Source organism: Nocardioides sp. YIM 152315, assembly GCF_029210375.1.
Taxonomy (GTDB): domain Bacteria; phylum Actinomycetota; class Actinomycetes; order Propionibacteriales; family Nocardioidaceae; genus Nocardioides.
Genome location: NZ_JARGER010000033.1, coordinates 1 through 18,128, shown reverse-complemented (window position 1 = coordinate 18,128; position 18,128 = coordinate 1). Strand labels below are relative to the sequence as shown.

The window sequence follows — 18,128 nt, the reverse complement described above, 5'->3', positions numbered from 1 at the left end:
CCAGAATCCCATGTCGTACCAACCGTCGGTACGCCGGGGGCCCCGGCGCGATGACGAAGGGGTGACGGATGAGTGAGCGGCTGCGACCGAGGGACGTGGCGCTGCTGGCCGAGGAGTCCCCGTCCACCCCGATGCACAACGCGACCGTGGAGATCTTCGACCCGGGCGACTCCGGCTTCGACTACGCGTGCCTCGTGAGATTGGTGCAGGACCGCATCTCGTTCGTCCCGCGCTACCGTCAGCGGATCCAGGTGGTGCCCGGGCGGATCGCCAACCCGGTCTGGGTCGACGACGACCACTTCGACATCGGCTACCACGTGCGTCGCTCGGCGCTGCCGAGGCCGGGCAGCCTCGACCAGCTCCGCGAGCTGGTCGCTCGGATCGTGTCCCGGCCGCTGGACCGCAGCCGCCCGCTCTGGGAGATCTACGTCGTCGAGGGCCTGGCCGACGGTCGGGTCGCACTGCTGACCAAGTCCCACCACGTGCTGGTCGACGGCATCCAGACCGTCGACATCGGGCAGGTGCTCCTCGACACGAGTCCGGACGCCAAGGAGCTCGGTCACGACGAGTGGCGCCCGCACGGTCGCCCCTCGCCGTTCTCCCTGATGGCCGACGCGGTCAAGGACTCCGTCACCGAGCTCGACACCGTCGCCGACACGGTGGTCTCCACGACCGGCGCGGCGCTCCGCGGCGTCGCCGGCGGTGCACGGACGACGGGCCGCGTCATCGACGCGCTCACGAACCGTACGCCGCGGGCGGAGTCGCCGATCATCGGTCCGCTCTCGCAACGGCGGCGCGTGGTGGTCGTCCGCACCGATCTCGCCGACCACCGCAAGGTCCGCGAGGCCCACGGAGGCACGATCAACGACGTCGTGCTCGCGACGATCACGGGCGCGCTGCGCGCCTGGTTGATGACTCGCGGTGAGTCCATGCGTGGCATCCGCCGGATCCGTGCGCTGGTGCCGGTGTCCGTGATCGACGAGGAGCTCGAGCCGACGTCGCTCGGCAGCCAGATCGCGGCCCACTTCGTCGATCTGCCGGTGTGGGAGGCGAGTCCGGTCGTGCGGCTCCACCAGGTGTCGTACTCCTTCCTCGCCCACAAGGAGACCGGCCGCGGTATCCCGGCGGCGCGGCTGGCGGGGCTGTCGGGGTTCGCGCCGGCGACCTTCCATGCGCTGGGTGCGCGGGTGGCGGGCGTGGAGCGTCGCCGCGGCTACCAGCTGTGCGTCACCAACGTGCCGGGCCCGCAGGCTCCGCTCTACGCCGCCGGCGCCCGGATGGCCGCGACCTACCCGGTGCCGCCGCTCTTCGAGGGGCGGCCGCTGGCGGTCGGTGTCACGTCGTACGACGGCTCGGTCTTCTACGGGCTCAACGCCGACGGCGACATGCTGCCCGACGCTGACCTGCTCGGGCCGTGCATCACCGAGGCGCTCGACGAGCTCGTCGACTCCGCATCGGCCGGCCGCACCCGCGCGCCCCGCGGTCGTCGCAAGCGGACGACCACGAAGGGGTCCGAATCATGAGCACCCGCGTCTACGTCCCGCTCACCCTCGGAGGTCTCGCGACCGCGGACGCCGACGGTGAGATCGTCGCGACCGAGGACGTCGTGGTCGCCCTCGACGACAGCGAGGACGAGGAGTACGCCGCGCTGATGACGGCGGCCGACCTCTCCACGGAGCAGCTCGGCGGTCCGGGGCGCAGGGTGGTGCTCGTCGCCGAGCTCGAGCGAGTCCCGGAGCCCGGTGACCGCATCCCTCGCAAGCGCTGGGTGGCGGTGCACGTCGACGTCGCCGACCGACCGGCCGGCGCCGACCCCGACGAGGACCTCGGCTGGTTCGGCGTCCAGGAGATCGCGCACCTGGTCTGATCGGCGTCGTCGTCCACAGCCGGTCGAGTCCCGGATGGCGGACGTGGGCTCGTCTTCCTACGGTGGTGGCCGTCAACTCCTTGAACGCGCACACTGGAGGCGTGGGCACGATGACCATCGACACCTGGGTCTCCCTGGCGGCGCTCCTCGGAGTCCTCGTCGCCCTCGGTGGTCTCACGATCGGCCAGACCCGTTCGCTGCGATCCGACCTCAAGGGCGACGTGGCGCGACTGGAAGCCAAGGTCGACGACCACCGCTCCGAGTCGAAGGCTGACATCGCGGGACTCAGGGATGAGCTCAAGGCGGATCTGGCCGAGACGAGGTCTGAGCTGAAGGCGGACCTGGCGGCGGTGAGGTCTGAGCTGAAGGCGGATCTGGCCGCGGTGAGGTCTGAGCTCAAGGCGGACCTCGCCGAGACGAGGTCTGAGCTCAAGGCCGAGATCGGTCGACTCGACGATCGTGTGTACGCGCTCGCCGCAGGCCTGCGTCCCCGCATCGAGGGAGCGCCCTCCGCAGCGTCGGGGGAGTAGTCGACGGTCCCGGTTTGGGAGCGCGGGCGGCCAGTGAGAGCATCGCAGGCATGGACGCTGTCACCACCCCTCCGGCTCCCGTCAACGAGCCGAACCTGACCTACGCGCCCGGCACCCCGGAGCGCAAGGAGCTCGAGGCCGAGATCGCACGGCTCGAGAAGAAGCAGAAGGCCATCCGTGGCTACGTCGGCGGTCGGTGGAGGGCCGGCGGTGGCACCGAGATCCAGGTCGTCCAGCCCCACGACCACCAGCACGTGCTCGGGACGCTGAAGAACTCCACGCGGGCCGACGCGCGCGCCGCGGTCAAGGCGGCCACCGAGGCGGCGCCCGGCTGGCGGGACATGTCGTTCGACGACCGCGCGGCCGTGCTGCTCAAGGCGGCGGACCTGCTGGCCGGCCCGTGGCGCCAGCGGCTCAACGCCGCCACCGTGCTCGGCCAGTCCAAGACGCCGTTCCAGGCCGAGATCGACGCCGCCTGCGAGCTGATCGACTTCTGGCGCTACAACGTCCACTACGCGCGCGAGATCCTGGCCGACCAGCCGATCGCCAACAGCTCCGGCGTGTGGAACCGCACCGACCACCGTCCGCTCGAGGGGTTCGTCTACGCGATCACGCCGTTCAACTTCACCGCGATCGCCGGCAACCTGCCCACCGCTCCGGCGCTGATGGGCAACACGGTCATCTGGAAGCCCTCGCCGACCCAGCAGCTGGCTGCGTCGCTGACGATGGAGCTGCTCGAGGAGGCCGGCCTGCCGCCCGGTGTGATCAACATGCTCCCGGGCGACGGACTCGAGGTCTCCGAGGTCACGCTCTCCTCGCCCGAGCTGGCCGGCATCCACTTCACGGGCTCGACCCCGACCTTCCAGCACCTGTGGCGCACGGTGGGCGAGAACATCGCGTCGTACCGCTCCTACCCCCGCATCGTCGGCGAGACCGGCGGCAAGGACTTCATCGTCGCGCACCCCTCGGCCGACCCCGACGTGGTGCGCACCGCGATGATCCGCGGCGCCTTCGAGTTCCAGGGCCAGAAGTGCTCGGCCGCGTCGCGGGCCTACGTCGCACGCTCGGTGTGGAAGAGGATGAAGGACTCCTTCCTCTCCGAGATCGAGTCGATCACCGTGGGCGACCCCACCGACTTCTCCAACTTCATGGGCGCGGTCATCGACGACCGGGCGTTCGCCAAGCACAAGGTGGCGATCGAGCGGGCCAAGCGCTCCCGCAAGCTCGACATCCTCGTCGGCGGCACCCTCGACGACTCGGTCGGCTACTTCGTGAACCCGACCGTGGTCGAGGGTGGCGACCCGACCGACGAGATGTTCACGACCGAGTACTTCGGCCCGATCCTCGCGGTCCACGTCTACGACGACAGTGACTTCGAGAAGGTCGTCCGCGCGATGGAGTCCATCGCGCCGTACGCCCTCACCGGCGCGGTCATCGCCCAGGACCGCCGCGCGATCGCCTGGGCCCAGAACGAGCTCCGGTTCGCTGCCGGCAACTTCTACATCAACGACAAGCCCACCGGTGCGGTCGTCGGCCAGCAGCCGTTCGGCGGCGGGCGCGCCTCGGGCACCAACGACAAGGCAGGTGCCGCGGTCAATCTGCTCAGGTGGACGAGCCCGCGGTCGATCAAGGAGACGTTCGTCCCGCCGACGGACTACCGCTACCCCTACCTCGGCTGAGCGTGCTGATGATCCTCCCGATGCACCTGGGTGCGCTGCACCCCTTCGAACAGGCGCTGACGCTGATCCTGGCGTTCGGCCCGTTCGTCGTGCTCGGGGCAGTGATCGTCCACCGGCGTCGCCACGACGCCGCGGAGGCTGCGTCGGCTGCGTCGGCGGAGGCTGCGTCGACCGAGGCGGATCCTCAGCGCGACAGGTAGTCGCGCGCGACCTGCTCCTCGGCGCAAAGTGCCTTGCGGAGCAGGTCGCCGATCAGCTTCTCGATCTTCCCGCCGACGAGCGGGATGTTGACGGTGATCTCGGCCTCGACGGTCTCGGTCGTGGTGCCGTCGTCCTCGACGAGCTCGATGCTGCCGATCATCTGTCCGGGCTTGCCGGGGATCGTCACGTGCAGGTCGGCGTGGTCGACCGCGGTCCACTCCTCCCGCTGGACGATGTTGATCTCGTCGCCGACGAACTTCTTCGCGAACCCCGGGATCCCGTCCGCCGGCTGCAGCTGATCGACGACGACCACGACGGTGTCGCCCTCCTGCCCGAAGCTCGCCGTACCCCGCAGCGACCCCTGCGCCGCGATGACCTCGTCACGGTACGCCGGGTCGTCGAGCATGGCGCCGACCTCGGCCATCGGGGCGGCGTGGGTCATCGTGTGGGTGAACCTCATGGGCGACATCATGCCGGGGCGTGCGCGCGACGAAACCGCCCGACCTCGCGGTTGTGGTGCCAGCGGCAGGCGCTAGCGCGCCTTCCTCGACCACCGACACCGCCAGCGCGCCTTCGCACCTCGACCACCGCCGGGCACGGGCCCGGCCTACCCTCGGTCCCATGAGCGAGCAGACCGAGAGCTTCGTGTCCTTCGGTGAGCAGGGAGCGCAGCTGACCTACGGCAGCTACCTCCGGCTGCCGCAGCTGCTGGACGCGCAGCACCTCGAGTCCGACCCGCCGGCGCACGACGAGCTGCTGTTCATCACGATCCACCAGGTCTACGAGCTGTGGTTCAAGCAGCTGCTGCACGAGGTGACCGCTGCCCGCGAGGCCATGCTCGCGGGTGTGGAGGGCGGCCGGCTCTGGTGGGCCCAGCACCTGCTCACCCGGGTGCACGTCATCGAGCGGGTGCTCGTGCAGCAGGTCGACGTGCTGGAGACGATGACGCCGCAGGACTTCATGGAGTTCCGGCAGCGGCTCGCGCCGGCCAGCGGCTTCCAGTCGGTGCAGTTCCGGGAGCTGGAGTTCCTCTCGGGCGCCAAGGACGCGGCGTACCTGCGTCGGTTCCGGGGGCTGACCGCGGAGGAGGAGGCACGGCTCGCCGATCGCCTCGAGGAGCCGAGCCTCTGGGACGCGTTCCTCGCGGTGCTGCGCTCCTTCGACCTGGCGGCCGACAGGGACGAGGAGGTGTCGGCCTCCATGCGCACGGTCGCGCACGACCGGGACCAGTACGCCGTGGTCTGGGCCCTCGCCGAGGCGCTGCTCCAGCACGACGAGCTCGCGGCCAGCTGGCGGGCACGGCACGTGGTCATGGTCGAGCGGATGATCGGCGCCAAGTCCGGGACGGGCGGCTCGTCCGGCGCGACGTACCTCCGCTCGCGGCTGCCGGTGCAGTACTACCCCCTGCTGTGGGAGCTGCGCAGCGCGCTCTGACGAAACGCTGATCCACCCCTGACTGGCCGGTAGCAGACGCCTCGTCCTAGGGTCAGGACTGTGTCAACGGCGACGCATGATGTGGACAAGTCCGCGCTGCTCTCGAGTGCCATCGAGCTGGCCCGATCCGGGCGGGGGAGCGGCGGGCCGCCGCACGCCGAGGTCGAGGCGCTGATCCGGGCGTACTACCGGCACGTCGCCGCCGAGGACATCGCCGACCGCTCGGAGGTCGACGTCTACGGCGCGTTCGCCTCGCACTACAAGCTCGCCGGCAACCGGCCCCAGGGCACCGCCCGGGTCCGGCTCCTCACGCCCGGCCCCAGCGACCAGGGCTGGTCCGCCGACGGCCACTCCGTGGTCGAGGTGGTCGTCGACGACATGCCCTTCCTCGTCGACTCGCTGACGATGGAGCTCTCGCGGCAGCTGCACGACGTGCATCTGGTGATCCACCCCGTCCTCGACGTGGTCCGCGACATCACCGGGTCGCTGCAGAGCGTCCGTCCCGTGGCCGACGGCACCGAGGCCGGCCGCGACGAGGGCGTCGTCCGCGAGTCCTGGATGCACGTCGAGATCGACCGCGTCCCCGAGGGCGAGGACGTCGCCGCGATCGAGGAGGCCGTGCAGCGGGTGCTGCGCGACGTCCGCGAGGCCGTCGAGGACTGGGACAAGATGCACACCCAGGTCGCGACCGTCGTGCAGGAGCTGACGACCGACCCGCCGGAGGGTGTCGATCCCGCGGAGGTGAAGCAGGCCCGCGACCTCCTGCAGTGGCTGGCCGACGACCACTTCACGTTCCTCGGCTACCGCGAGTACCGGCTCGAGCGGCACGACGACGACGAGTACCTGCGGGGCGTCCCCGGCAGCGGGCTGGGCATCCTGCGCGCCGACCAGTCGATGGGCGCGACCTCCGGGCGGCTCCCGGCCGCGGCGGCGGCCAAGGCGCGCGAGAAGACCGTGCTCGTGCTGACCAAGGCCAACTCGCGCTCGACGGTGCACCGCCCGGCGTACCTGGACTACGTGGGCGTCAAGAGGTTCGAGAACGGCGAGGTCGTCGGCGAGCGCCGCTTCCTGGGCCTCTACTCGAGCGCCGCCTACACCGAGTCGTTGACGCGGATCCCGATGCTGCGCGAGCGCGCGGCCGCGGTGCTGCGGCGCATCGGGTTCTCGCCCAACAGCCACGACGGCAAGGCGCTGATGGACACGCTCGAGACCTATCCGCGCGACGAGCTCTTCCACACCACCGTCGACGAGCTCGCGCCGATGGCTGAGCAGGCCATGCACGCCCGGGAGCGCCGGCAGCTGCGTCACTTCATCCGCCGCGACACCTACGGGCGCTACGTCTCGGTGCTCGTCTACCTGCCCCGCGACCGCTACAACACGGCCGTGCGCGAGCGGTTCTCGGAGATCCTCCGCGACCGGCTCGGTGGCGAGTCGGTCGAGTTCACGGTCCGCCTGACCGAGTCGACGACCGCACGCGTCCACTTCGTGGTGCACCCGCCCAAGGGCGCCGAGATCCGGGAGGTCGACCCGGCCGACCTCGAGCGCCGCATGGTCGAGGCCTCCCGGTCCTGGCGCGACGACTTCACGACCGCGGTCCTCGCGTCGTACGGCGAGGAGGCGGGCACGGCCCTGCTGCGGCGCTACCTCGACTCGTTCCCCGAGGCGTACAAGGAGGACTTCTCCCCGCGCGTCGGTGCCGTCGACCTCGGCCGGCTCGAGGACATCCGGTTGAACGACGACGAATCCGGGCGCGACCTCTCGCTCTACGAGGACCTCGACGCCGGCCGCGGCGAGGCGCGGCTCAAGGTCTATCGGGTCGGCCGGCCCCTCTCGCTGTCGAACGTGCTGCCGATGCTGTCCTCGATGGGCGTCGAGGTCGTCGACGAACGGCCCTACCAGCTCGACCTGGAGCGGCCGACGTACATCTACGAGTTCGGGCTCCGGTACGGCGCGAGCCTGCCCGACAACGCCCGCGAGCTCTTCCAGGACGCCGTCCGCGCCGTCTGGGACGGCTTCAACGAGATCGACGGCTTCAACGCGCTGGTGCTCGCCGCCGGGCTGACCTGGCGGCAGGCGACGCTGCTGCGCGCCTACGCGAAGTACATGCGTCAGGGGAACTCGCCGTTCGCGCTCGACTACATCGAGGACGCGCTGCGCGGGAACGTCGACATCACCCGCCTGCTGGTGCGCCTCTTCGAGGTGCGCTTCGACCCGGCCCGCTCGCGCCCGACCGACCAGGGGGAGGGGGACGGCGCCGTGGAGAAGCTCGAGGAGCGGATCAACCGCGCACTCGACGACGTCGCCAGCCTCGACCAGGACCGCATCCTGCGCTCCTACCTCACCCACATCCGCGCGACGCTGCGCACCAACTACTTCCAGCCCGGCGCGGACGACGGGCCGAAGACCTACATCTCGCTCAAGCTCGAGCCCGACGCGATCCCGGACCTGCCGGCGCCGCGGCCGCGCTACGAGGTCTTCGTGTACTCGCCGCGCGTCGAGGGCTCGCACCTGCGCTTCGGCGCGGTGGCGCGCGGCGGCCTGCGCTGGTCGGACCGTCGTGACGACTTCCGCACCGAGGTGCTCGGCCTCGTCAAGGCGCAGATGGTCAAGAACACCGTCATCGTCCCGGTCGGCGCGAAGGGCGCGTTCTTCTGCAAGCAGCTCCCCGACGCGGGTGACCGCGACGCGTGGCTGGCCGAGGGCGTCGCCTGCTACAAGACCTTCATCTCCGGGCTGCTCGACATCACCGACAACCTGGTCGACGGCGAGACCGTGCCGCCCCGCGACGTGGTGCGTCACGACGGCGACGACACCTACCTCGTGGTCGCGGCCGACAAGGGCACGGCGACCTTCTCGGACATCGCCAACGGCGTCGCGAAGGACTACGGCTTCTGGCTGGGGGACGCGTTCGCCAGCGGCGGCTCGGTCGGCTACGACCACAAGGCGATGGGCATCACGGCCCGGGGCGCCTGGGTCTCGGTGCAGCGGCACTTCCGCGAGCGGGGCGTGGACACCCAGGCCGAGGACTTCACGGTCGTCGGCGTCGGCGACATGTCCGGCGACGTCTTCGGCAACGGCATGCTCTGCTCGGAGCACATCCGGTTGGTCGCCGCGTTCGACCACCGCGACATCTTCCTCGACCCGACACCCGACCCGGCGACGTCGTACGCCGAGCGCAAGCGGATGTTCGGGCTCCAGCGGTCGAGCTGGCAGGACTACGACAAGGACCTGATCTCCGAGGGCGGCGGCGTCCACTCACGACACCTGAAGCGGATCCCGCTCAACGACGCCGTGCGCGCGGCGCTCGGCATCGACGAGGGCATCACCGCCATGACCCCGGCCGAGCTGATGAACGCCATCCTCAAGGCGCCCGTCGACCTGCTCTGGAACGGCGGCATCGGGACCTATGTGAAGGCGTCGACCGAGAGTCACGCGGCGGCCGGCGACAAGGCCAACGACGGCCTCCGCGTCGACGGCCGCGAGGTCCGGGCGCGCGCGATCGGCGAGGGTGGCAACCTCGGACTCACCCAGCTCGGTCGCATCGAGTACGCCCGGGAGGGGGGTGGTCGGATCAACACCGACTTCATCGACAACTCCGCCGGGGTGGACACCTCCGACCACGAGGTCAACCTGAAGGTCCTGCTCGACCGCGTCGTCAAGGACGGCGACCTGACCGGGAAGCAGCGCAACCACCTGCTCGCCGAGATGACCGACGAGGTCGCCGACCTGGTGCTGCGTGACAACTACGAGCAGAACCTCGCCCTCGCCAACGCCCTCGACCACGCACCGTCGATGCTGCACGTGCACGAGGAGTGGATCCGTCGCCTGGAGCGTGACGGCGTGCTCGACCGCGAGCTCGAGGGCCTGCCCCCGGCCCGGGAGGTCAGGCGCCGGGCCGACAGCGGCGAGGGGCTCACCGCTCCCGAGCTCTCGGTGCTGCTGGCGTGGACCAAGATCGTGCTGGCCCAGGAGCTGCTGGAGTCCGACCTCCCCGACGACCCCTACCTCGACTACGACCTGCGCGCCTACTTCCCGACCCAGGTGCAGGCGGGCTTCGTCGACCAGGTCCGCCAGCACCCGCTGCGGCGCGAGATCATCGTGACCCAGGTGGTCAACGACCTCGTCAACGGCGCCGGCATGACCTACTGGCCGCGGCTGGCCGGGGAGACCGGCGCGAGCGCTGGCGAGCTGACCCGCGCGAACTTCGTGGCCCGCGAGATCTTCGCCTCGCTCGAGCTCCGCAAGGAGCTGATGACCTACGACAACCACCTCGACGCGGCCGTCCAGACCCGGATGCGTCTGGAGATGCGGACGCTGGTGGAGCGCGCGTCGCGCTGGCTGGTCAACAACCGGCGGCCGCCTCTGGACAGCGAGGGCACGGTCGAGCTGTTCGGCGATCCCGTGCGCCGCACGCTGGCGCAGCTGCCCGAGCTGATGAGCGGGCGCGAGCTCGCGGCGTACGTCGACCGCAAGGAGGCGCTCGAGCGTTCGGGCGTGCCCGAGGACCTGGCGTCGCGGGTGGCCGTGCTGCCACCGGCCTACATGCTGCTCGGCATCATCGAGATCAGCCAGCGCGAGAACCTCGACCCCACCACCGTGGCCCGGGTGCACTTCGCGCTGGGTGAGCGGCTCGGGCTGCCGGCGCTGGTGCAGCGCATCCTCGCGCTGCCGCGGGCCGACCGGTGGCAGACGATGGCCCGAGCGTCGCTGCGCGACGACCTGCACACCGTGCACGCCCAGCTCACCGCGCAGGTGCTGGTCGCGACCTCCGACGACGACTCCGCGCCGGCTCGCGTCGCGGCGTGGGAGGCCGCCGAAGAGGTCATCGTCGCGCGGGCGGCGACGACGCTGGACGAGATCTGCGCCGACGAGCAGGCGGACCTGGCCCGGCTGTCCGTGGCGCTGCGGGTCGTGCGCGGCCTCCTCGCCGCCGGATGAGCGACGCCACCCGATAGCGTCGTCGCCATGACCGACCTCGCCGCGGCCGGAGTGGCCGAGACCGCACGGCTGATCAGGGAGGGCGAGATGACCTCGCGCGGCGTCGTCGACGCCGCGCTGGCCCGCATCGACGCACGCGACCGCGACCTCAACGCCTTCTCGCGGGTGCTCGCCGGCGAGGCGATCGCGGAGGCCGAGGCACGCGACGCCGCGCTGGCCGCCGGCGAGCCGCCCGGGCCGCTGCACGGCGTACCGATCGCCGTCAAGGAGGAGATCGACGTCGCCGGCACGGTCACGACCTTCGGCGGCGAGGGCAACTCCACCCCGGCGACCGCGGACGCCGAGATCGTCACCCGCCTGCGGCACGCGGGCGCGGTGATCGTCGGCAAGACGACGATGCCAGAGTTCGGGGCCTTCCCCTTCACCGAGTCGGTCTCGCGCGGCGTCACCCGCAACCCGTGGGACCGCGACCACACGCCCGGGGGCTCGAGCGGCGGTACGGCGGCCGCGGTCGCGTCCGGGATGGTGCCGGCCGGCCTGGGCGGCGACGGGGGCGGATCGATCCGGATCCCCGGCGCCAGCTGCGGTCTCTTCGGCCTCAAGCCGCAGCGCGGCCGCGTCACGACCGCGCCCCACCCGCACCTGTGGTGGGCACTCGGCACGGCCGGCCCGCTCACCCGCACGGTGCGCGACAGCGCGGTCGTCTACGACGTCATCCGCGGCAACGTCGAGGGCGACCTCTACACGGCAGGAGGCGACGACCCCTTCGTCGACGCGGTCGGGCGCGATCCCGGCCGGCTGCGCGTCGGCTGGTCGATCAAGCCGGTCACCGTCGGCGTGGCGCCCGACCCGGCCCACGTGCGCGCCGTGGAGGACACCGCTCGGCTGCTGACCGATCTCGGCCACGACGTACGCCAGGTGGATCCGCACTATCCCGACCCCACCGCGGCGTTCGTGCCCCAGTTCTTCGCCGGCATCCGGTCCGAGGCCGACCTCGTCGAGCACCGTGAGCGGCTCGAGCGCCGGACGCGGCAGACCTGCCGGCTGGGGGGCTGGGTCACGCCGAAGGTCGTCGAGTGGGCGCTCGGGCAGACCGAGAAGGTGTCGACGAAGGCCAACCGGGTCTTCCACGACGTCGACGTGCTCCTGACGCCGGCGATCGCGCACCGGCCGCCGCCGGTGGGTCGGCTCGACGGCGTCGGCACGATCCAGGCGTCGCTGCGGGCGATGCCCTCGATCGCGTACGCCGCGATCTGGAACGTCGCGGGCAACCCGGCCGCGTCGGTCCCGTGCGGCATCGCACCCGACGGCCTCCCGCTGGCAGTGCAGCTGGTCGGCCGCACCGACGACGAGGCCACGCTCTTCGCACTCTCCGCTCAGATCGAGTCGGCCCGTCCCTGGCCGCTGGTCGCGCCGACGGATCCCGCATGACCGCCGCGATCGAGGTCGCCGGGCTCACCAAGGACTACGGCGACCTGCGCGCGGTCGACGGCGTCGACCTGGCGGTCGACGAGGGCGACTTCGTCGGCATCCTCGGCCCCAACGGGGCCGGCAAGACCACCCTGCTGGAGATGATCGAGGGCCTGCGCGAGCCGACCGGGGGATCCGCCGCCGTGCTCGGGCTGCCCGCGTGGCCGCGCAACCCGGCGCTGCTGCCCCGGATCGGGGTGCAGCTGCAGGCGTCGTCGTTCTTCGAACGCCTCACCGCCCGCGAGCAGATCCACACCTTCGCCTCCCTGTACGGCGTCGCCGCCTCACACGCCGACGAGTGGCTGGAGCGGGTCGGACTGGTCGAGAAGGCCGACAGCCGGGTCGAGGACCTCTCCGGTGGCCAGGCGCAGCGGCTCTCGATCGCCTGCGCGCTGGTGCACGACCCCGAGGTCGTGTTCCTCGACGAGCCCACCTCCTCGCTCGACCCGCAGGCGCGCCGCAACCTCTGGGACCTGCTCTCCGGCATCAACGACTCGGGCCGCACCGTCGTGCTGACGACGCACTACATGGACGAGGCCGAGGCGCTCGCCGACCGTGTCGCGATCATGGACCACGGCCGCGTGCTGGTGCACGACACCCCCGCGGCGCTGATCCACCGCCTCGACGCGCCGACCCGGATCACGCTGGCCGACGGCGAGACGATCACGACACGCGAGCCCGCCGTCGAGATCGCCCGGCTCTCCGAGGCCAACCGGCTCGACGGCGTCCGGGTGCAGACCGGCACGCTCGAGGACGTCTTCCTCGACCTGACCGGGCGGGAGTACCGCGCATGAAGTCTCTGACCCAGGGTCCCTTCTGGGCGCTCTCCCGGGCGATCCTGTGGGGCTTCGTCCGCGACCGGACGGCGGTGTTCTTCGCCGTGGTCTTCCCGCTGATGTTCCTCGTGCTCTTCGGCGGCCTGTTCTCGGACCAGTCGGTCGGCGAGGTGGACATGATCGTGGTCGGCGACGTGACGCTGATCGACGACCTGCCGGACGACGCCGACGAGTCGTTCGACGCGACCTTCGACGTCACCCGCTCCGACGACCTGGACGACGCGATCGCGCAGGTGCGCAAGGGCGACGCCGACGTGGCGGTCGAGCAGCAGGGCGAGACGCTGGTCGCGCACTACACGCAGACCGACCCGGCGAAGGCCGGCATCACCGCCGGGGCACTGCAGGCGCTCGTGGACGGCACCAACCTCGCGGCGACGGGGCAGCCGCCGACGTACTCGCTGGACGTCCAGTCCGTCGAGGACGACTCCCTCGACACGATCCAGTACTTCACGCCCGGCCTGCTCGGCTGGGCCGTCGCGATGAGTGCCGCGTTCGGCGCGGCCGCGACGCTCCAGGGCTGGCGGCAGACCAAGCTGCTCCGCCGGCTCCAGCTCGCGCCGGTGTCGACTCGCACGGTCGTCGGCGCCCGGGTGTCGGTGACCGTGGCGGTGGCCCTCGTGCAGATGGCGATCTTCCTCGGCATCGGGTCGCTGTTCTTCGGTCTCACGCTGACCGGGGCGTGGTGGATGGCGATCCCGTTGCTCGTCGTCGGCACCCTGTGCTTCATGTCGCTCGGCCTCCTGGCCGGCGCGATCACCAAGACCCAGGAGGGCGCGGTGAACGCCGCGAACTTCATCGTGCTGCCGATGGCCTTCCTGAGCGGGTCGTTCTTCCCGCTCGACGCCGCACCGCAGTGGCTGCAGGTGTTCTCGAACGTGCTCCCGCTCAAGCACCTCAACGAGGGCATGCTGGACGTGATGGTCAGGGGCGAGCCGTGGACGGCGGCCCTGCTGCCGATGCTCTTCCTCGCCATTTTCGCGGTCGTGGTCACGCTGATCTCGGCGAAGCTCTTCCGATGGGAGACCACATGACCCTCGCGGGGCGCCGCGTCCTCGTGACCGGCGCGTCGTCGGGGATCGGGGAGGCGACGGCCAAGGCAGTGGCCGCGCGCGGGGCGCGGGTGCTGCTCGTGGCACGCCGTGCCGAGGAGCTCGAACGGGTCCGCGACGCGATCGAGGCGGCGGGCGGGCGGGCGACGGCGTACCCCTGCGACCTCACCGACCTCGACGCCGTCGACGCGCTCGTCGCGCGGGTGCTCGACGAGCACGGCGCGGTCGACCACCTCGTCAACAACGCGGGCCGGTCGATCCGACGCTCGCTCGCGTTGAGCTACGACCGCTTCCACGACGTCGAGCGCAGCATGGCGGTCAACTTCTTCGGGCCCGTGCGGCTCACGCTGGGGCTGCTCCCGGCCATGCGGGCGCAGCGGTTCGGGCACGTGGTCAACATCGTGACGTGGGGTGTGCAGCTCAAGGCGCCGAAGTTCAGCGCCTACATCGCCTCCAAGACCGCGCTCGACGCGTGGAGCCGGGTCGCTGCGCGCGAGTGCTACGGCGACAACGTGCGGTTCACCAACATGCGGTTCTCGCTCGTGCGCACGGCGATGACCGCGCCGACCGAGGCGTACGCCGGGCGCGGCGCCACCCCCGAGCAGGCAGCGGCGCGCGTGGTGCGGGCGCTGGAGCGCCGGCCCGTGCACGTGAACACGGTCGCCGGCACGGTCGGCGAGCTCCTCGGCCTGGTCGCCCCGCGCCTCAGCGACTGGCTCTTCCACCGCTTCGACCGGCGGTTCCCGGACTCCTCGGCTGCTACCAGAGCATCCACACCGCCGCGCTGACGCCGACCACGACGATGAGGCCGCGCAGCAGGGTCGGGTTCAAGCGGCGGCCGACCCGCGCGCCGACGTACCCGCCGACGACGGAGCCGCCCGCGAGCAGCAGCACGGCGGTCCAGTCGAGCTCGGCGACCACGACGAAGATGAGCGCGGCGACGACGTTGCTGGCCAGCACCGCGAGCGTCTTGAGCGCGTTGATCACCCGGAACTCGAGGTGCGACCCCAGGCCGAGCACCGCCATCATCATCACGCCGGACCCGGCGCCGAAGTAGCCGCCGTAGACCCCGACCAGGGTGGCGAACAGCGTCGTGGCGGGGGAGAGGCGGGAGGCGCCGGCGGCGGCCTCCTCGTGCACGCGCCCGAGCCAGCAGCGGATCCGAGGCTGGGCGCCGACGAGCAGGCAGGTGCCGAGGATCAGCCACGGCACGACCGCCTCGAACACGCCCGGCGGCAGCGCCAGCAGCAGGGCGGCGCCGAGGATCGCGCCGGCCGCGCAGGTGGTGATCACCGCGGCCGTCACCCGCGGCTGCTCGCGCAGCTCCTCGCGATAGCCGAACGAGCCGCTGAGCGCTCCCGGCGTCAGACCGACGGTGTTGCTGGCGTTCGCGACGACGGGCGGTAGGCCGACGGCGAGCAGCACGGGGAAGCTCAGCAGCGACGCGACGCCGACCGTCGAGGTCATCACCCCGGCGCCGAGCCCGGCTCCGAAGATCGCGAGGTGTTCGAGACCGGTCACCGGGAAAGGCTAGAGGGAGCGCGGCCGGCGTGACCGGGGTCACTCGGAGCCCCCGCCTGCCGCTTCGAAGGAGTGCCCTCATGGGTCCGGAGTGGGTGGCGATCCTCGCCCTCGTCGCACTGTTCGTCGTCGGCACCGCGCTGCCGATCAACATGGGAGCGCTGGCGTACGTCGCCGCGTGGCTCGTCGGGATGTACTCCCTCGACCTCGACGAGAAGGAGATCGTCGCCGGGGTCAGCGGCGACCTGATCCTGACGCTGATCGGGGTGACCTACCTCTTCGCGATCGCGCGCAACAACGGCACGGTCGACCTGATCGTCCGCACGGCAGTGCGGGCCGTCGGCGGCCGGGTGGCGTTGATCCCGTGGGTGATGTTCGCGGTCACCGGGGTGCTGACCGCGGTCGGCGCGGTCAGCCCCGCCGCCTGCGCGATCATCGGGCCGATCGCGCTCGGCTTCGCCGGCCGCTACGGCATCAGTCCGTTGATGATGGGCATGTTCGTCGTCCACGGCGCGCAGGCCGGCGGGTTCTCGCCGATCAGCATCTACGGCACGATCACCAACTCCGTGATGTCGCAGAACGACCTGCCCAACAGCGAGATCACCATCTTCCTCGCGAGCCTCTTCGTGAACCTGGCCCTCGCCGTCGTCCTCTTCGTCGTGCTCGGCGGGCGCTCGCTGCTCTCACAGCGCATCGATCCCGACGAGGACGACACCCTTGCCGCCGACCTGCACCGCGGCGGGGCGACCGTGCCCGCCCGCGGCATGGGCACCTCGGCTCCGGTCGGCACGCAGGCGCTCGGCGTGCGCCGTGACCAGGTGCTGACCCTGGTCGCGTTCCTCGCCGTCGCCGTGGTCGCCCTCGCCTTCGACAAGAACATCGGCTTCGTCTCGATCACCGCTGCCGTCCTCCTCGCGATGCTCTCGCCCAACGAGCACAAGGACGCGGTCAAGCAGATCGCCTGGCCGACGGTGCTGCTCGTCGCCGGCGTCAGCACCTACGCGACGATCCTCGAGGCGGCCGGGTCGCCGGAGTTCGTGGGCAACTGGGCGGCGGGTCTCGGCACGGCCGTGCTCGGTGCACTCGTGCTCTGCTACGTCGGCGGCGTGGTGTCGGCGTTCGCGTCATCGACGGCCCTGCTTCCCGTGATCATCCCGATCGCGATCCCGCTGATCGCGGACGGTGGCGTCAGCGCCGGACTCTTCGTCGCCGCGCTGGCGGTCTCGTCCACGATCGTCGACGTCAGCCCCTTCTCCACCAACGGCGCCCTGATGCTCGCCAACCGACCCGACTCGATCGAGGAGCAGGTCTACTACAAGCAGATCCTCACCTACAGCGTGATCGTCGTGCTCGTCGGACCGCTGCTGGTGTGGGCGGCGCTGGTCCTGCCCGGCTGGGGATAGCGTTCTGGGGTGGCTCGCCTCATCCACCTCAACGGTCCGCCGGGCATCGGGAAGTCGACCATCGCGAGACGGTACGTCGACGAGCACCCCGGCGTACTCAACTGCGACATCGACGTGCTCCGCACGCTGATCGGCGGCTGGTCGGACGACTTCGGCAACGCCGGCGCTCTCATCCGCCCCGCCGCCCTGGCGATGATCGAGGCCTACCTGGCGAGCGGCCACGACGTCGTCCTGCCGCAGATGCTGGCGAACCCGGCCGAGCTGGCCCGCTTCGAGGCCTGCGCGGACCGGGCCGGCGCCGACTTCGTCGAGCGATTCCTCATGGACGACCTCGACCGCGCGGTGGCGCGGTTCGATCGCCGCGGCGACGCAGAGCCCAACGATGTCTGGCATGCCCAGGTCCGGGCGATCGTGGCGGCGCAGGGTGGATCCGATGCGCTCGTCCACTGGCACGCTGCGCTCGCGCGGCTGCTCGAGCAGCGCCCCTCGGCGGTGGTGGTCCCGAGTGTCGAGGGCGACGTCGACGACACCTATCGGCGGTTGGTCGCGTCCCTGGCGTGAGTGCTGTCTCCCGGCGAGTCACCGCAGCCCCGTGGTCGCTCCACCGGCCTCGATGATCCGGGCCGCGCGGCGGAGATCGGCGCGGACCGCCGGCAGGGCGAGCACCCGCAGCAACGTCGCCGGCAGCTTCCATGCGCCCGTGCCGGCGAAGTCGAGCCGCACCAGGACGTCAGTGGCACTGGGCTCGGCCGCGACCGGGACGAAGGTCAGCGCCAAGGTGGCCGTGAGCCCGCGCCAGCGGCCCTCCTCGCTCCAGACCCCGACGCTTGCCCCGGACGCCGTCGCGGACGGCGACGTCATCGCGGTGATCTCGAGACAGGGCGCCGCGCCGACCATCGTCCGGTCCAGCCATCGTGTCCCCACCGCCGTCGGCCCGTCGGTGAGCACGTCGACTCTCCGCAGACTCAACTGCCACCGAGGCCGGTTCCGCGGCTCTGCCACGTAGTCGAACGTCACGCGCACCGGCGCCGCGATGCGTACGGTCGTCGTCTTCACTCCACCAGTCTTCATGTCCTGCGGTGGAACTGGACCTTGCCGGTGGGGAGGTACGTGGTGTCGTAGTTCGAATCGTGGGCGCGGTTGTGGTGCCAGTGGCAGAGGGACACCCCGCTGTCGAGGTTGGTGGTGCCTCCGTCGGTC

Annotated in this window: 16 protein-coding genes; 13 read left to right on the top strand and 3 right to left on the bottom strand. The window is 71.3% G+C overall.

All coding sequences use genetic code 11. The features are described 5' to 3' along the window. The first annotated feature begins 68 nt into the window (after window positions 1–68). The 5 genes from PZ894_RS10180 (at window position 69) to PZ894_RS10160 (ending at window position 4,276) form a co-directional block, all read left to right on the top strand. The gene (locus PZ894_RS10180; protein ID WP_275744455.1) at window positions 69–1,523 is read left to right on the top strand and encodes a wax ester/triacylglycerol synthase family O-acyltransferase; all 1,455 of its coding nucleotides are present in this window, start codon (window positions 69–71) and stop codon (window positions 1,521–1,523) included. Continuing rightward, window positions 1,520–1,867: a hypothetical protein gene (locus PZ894_RS10175; RefSeq protein WP_275744454.1), complete on the top strand. Its 348-nt coding sequence runs from the start codon at window positions 1,520–1,522 to the stop codon at window positions 1,865–1,867. Before PZ894_RS10180 ends, PZ894_RS10175 begins: the two co-directional genes overlap by 4 nt. A gap of 101 nt (window positions 1,868–1,968) precedes the next feature. Next, window positions 1,969–2,397, top strand: coding sequence for a hypothetical protein (locus PZ894_RS10170; RefSeq protein WP_275744453.1), 429 nt, complete (start codon window positions 1,969–1,971; stop codon window positions 2,395–2,397). A 50-nt stretch (window positions 2,398–2,447) separates the two neighbouring features. Next, a complete protein-coding gene (gene pruA / locus PZ894_RS10165; RefSeq protein WP_275744452.1) occupies window positions 2,448–4,076 on the top strand; it encodes an L-glutamate gamma-semialdehyde dehydrogenase in 1,629 nt (542 codons plus the stop codon). 8 nt (window positions 4,077–4,084) lie between these two features. Continuing rightward, window positions 4,085–4,276, top strand: a complete 192-nt coding sequence (locus PZ894_RS10160) for a hypothetical protein (RefSeq protein ID WP_275744451.1) — start codon at window positions 4,085–4,087, stop codon at window positions 4,274–4,276. Here the strand turns inward: PZ894_RS10160 and PZ894_RS10155 are convergent. Continuing rightward, window positions 4,261–4,737: a DUF2505 domain-containing protein gene (locus PZ894_RS10155; RefSeq protein WP_275744450.1), complete on the bottom strand. Its 477-nt coding sequence runs from the start codon at window positions 4,735–4,737 to the stop codon at window positions 4,261–4,263. The two genes, PZ894_RS10160 and PZ894_RS10155, sit on opposite strands and share 16 nt — an antisense overlap. Before the next feature lie 161 nt (window positions 4,738–4,898). Between PZ894_RS10155 and PZ894_RS10150 the strand changes: the two genes are divergently transcribed. From PZ894_RS10150 to PZ894_RS10125, 6 genes are read left to right on the top strand one after another with little or no spacing between them, the layout of a single operon-like run. Then, a complete protein-coding gene (locus tag PZ894_RS10150) occupies window positions 4,899–5,711 on the top strand; it encodes a tryptophan 2,3-dioxygenase family protein (protein WP_275744449.1) in 813 nt (270 codons plus the stop codon). A gap of 60 nt (window positions 5,712–5,771) precedes the next feature. After that, the gene (locus PZ894_RS10145; RefSeq protein ID WP_275744448.1) at window positions 5,772–10,649 is read left to right on the top strand and encodes an NAD-glutamate dehydrogenase; all 4,878 of its coding nucleotides are present in this window, start codon (window positions 5,772–5,774) and stop codon (window positions 10,647–10,649) included. A gap of 27 nt (window positions 10,650–10,676) precedes the next feature. After that, window positions 10,677–12,080, top strand: a complete 1,404-nt coding sequence (locus PZ894_RS10140; protein ID WP_275744447.1) for an amidase — start codon at window positions 10,677–10,679, stop codon at window positions 12,078–12,080. After that, complete coding sequence (locus PZ894_RS10135) at window positions 12,077–12,913, top strand: ABC transporter ATP-binding protein (protein WP_275744446.1); 837 nt, start codon at window positions 12,077–12,079, stop codon at window positions 12,911–12,913. Before PZ894_RS10140 ends, PZ894_RS10135 begins: the two co-directional genes overlap by 4 nt. Beyond that, entirely contained in the window at window positions 12,910–13,986 is a 1,077-nt protein-coding gene (locus PZ894_RS10130; protein ID WP_275744445.1) for an ABC transporter permease, read from the top strand. Before PZ894_RS10135 ends, PZ894_RS10130 begins: the two co-directional genes overlap by 4 nt. Then, complete coding sequence (locus tag PZ894_RS10125) at window positions 13,971–14,792, top strand: SDR family NAD(P)-dependent oxidoreductase (protein WP_275744444.1); 822 nt, start codon at window positions 13,971–13,973, stop codon at window positions 14,790–14,792. The genes PZ894_RS10130 and PZ894_RS10125 overlap by 16 nt, the downstream gene beginning before the upstream one ends. Here PZ894_RS10125 and PZ894_RS10120 read toward each other — a convergent pair. Then, on the bottom strand, window positions 14,764–15,525 hold the full coding sequence (locus PZ894_RS10120) for a sulfite exporter TauE/SafE family protein (RefSeq protein WP_275744443.1): 762 nt from the start codon (window positions 15,523–15,525) through the stop codon (window positions 14,764–14,766). The genes PZ894_RS10125 and PZ894_RS10120 overlap by 29 nt on opposite strands. Before the next feature lie 80 nt (window positions 15,526–15,605). Between PZ894_RS10120 and PZ894_RS10115 the strand changes: the two genes are divergently transcribed. Both PZ894_RS10115 and PZ894_RS10110 read left to right on the top strand, forming a co-directional pair. Then, window positions 15,606–16,928: an SLC13 family permease gene (locus PZ894_RS10115; RefSeq protein ID WP_275744442.1), complete on the top strand. Its 1,323-nt coding sequence runs from the start codon at window positions 15,606–15,608 to the stop codon at window positions 16,926–16,928. A 9-nt stretch (window positions 16,929–16,937) separates the two neighbouring features. Then, window positions 16,938–17,489, top strand: a complete 552-nt coding sequence (locus PZ894_RS10110; protein ID WP_275744441.1) for an AAA family ATPase — start codon at window positions 16,938–16,940, stop codon at window positions 17,487–17,489. Window positions 17,490–17,507: 18 nt separating this feature from the next. Here the strand turns inward: PZ894_RS10110 and PZ894_RS10105 are convergent, their stop codons facing one another. Beyond that, window positions 17,508–17,984, bottom strand: a complete 477-nt coding sequence (locus PZ894_RS10105; protein WP_275744440.1) for a hypothetical protein — start codon at window positions 17,982–17,984, stop codon at window positions 17,508–17,510. Between the last annotated feature and the right edge of the window lie 144 nt (window positions 17,985–18,128).

Bases quoted from the DNA above. Each gene is read 5' to 3' on its own strand.
- PZ894_RS10180 (WP_275744455.1), top strand. From the start codon at position 69: ATGAGTGAGCGGCTGCGACCGAGGGACGTGGCGCTGCTGGCCGAGGAG.
- PZ894_RS10175 (WP_275744454.1), top strand. From the start codon at position 1,520: ATGAGCACCCGCGTCTACGTCCCGCTCACCCTCGGAGGTCTCGCGACC.
- pruA (WP_275744452.1), top strand. From the start codon at position 2,448: ATGGACGCTGTCACCACCCCTCCGGCTCCCGTCAACGAGCCGAACCTG.
- PZ894_RS10160 (WP_275744451.1), top strand. From the start codon at position 4,085: ATGATCCTCCCGATGCACCTGGGTGCGCTGCACCCCTTCGAACAGGCG.
- PZ894_RS10155 (WP_275744450.1), bottom strand. From the start codon at position 4,737: ATGAGGTTCACCCACACGATGACCCACGCCGCCCCGATGGCCGAGGTC.
- PZ894_RS10150 (WP_275744449.1), top strand. From the start codon at position 4,899: ATGAGCGAGCAGACCGAGAGCTTCGTGTCCTTCGGTGAGCAGGGAGCG.
- PZ894_RS10140 (WP_275744447.1), top strand. From the start codon at position 10,677: ATGACCGACCTCGCCGCGGCCGGAGTGGCCGAGACCGCACGGCTGATC.
- PZ894_RS10135 (WP_275744446.1), top strand. From the start codon at position 12,077: ATGACCGCCGCGATCGAGGTCGCCGGGCTCACCAAGGACTACGGCGAC.
- PZ894_RS10130 (WP_275744445.1), top strand. From the start codon at position 12,910: ATGAAGTCTCTGACCCAGGGTCCCTTCTGGGCGCTCTCCCGGGCGATC.
- PZ894_RS10125 (WP_275744444.1), top strand. From the start codon at position 13,971: ATGGGAGACCACATGACCCTCGCGGGGCGCCGCGTCCTCGTGACCGGC.
- PZ894_RS10115 (WP_275744442.1), top strand. From the start codon at position 15,606: ATGGGTCCGGAGTGGGTGGCGATCCTCGCCCTCGTCGCACTGTTCGTC.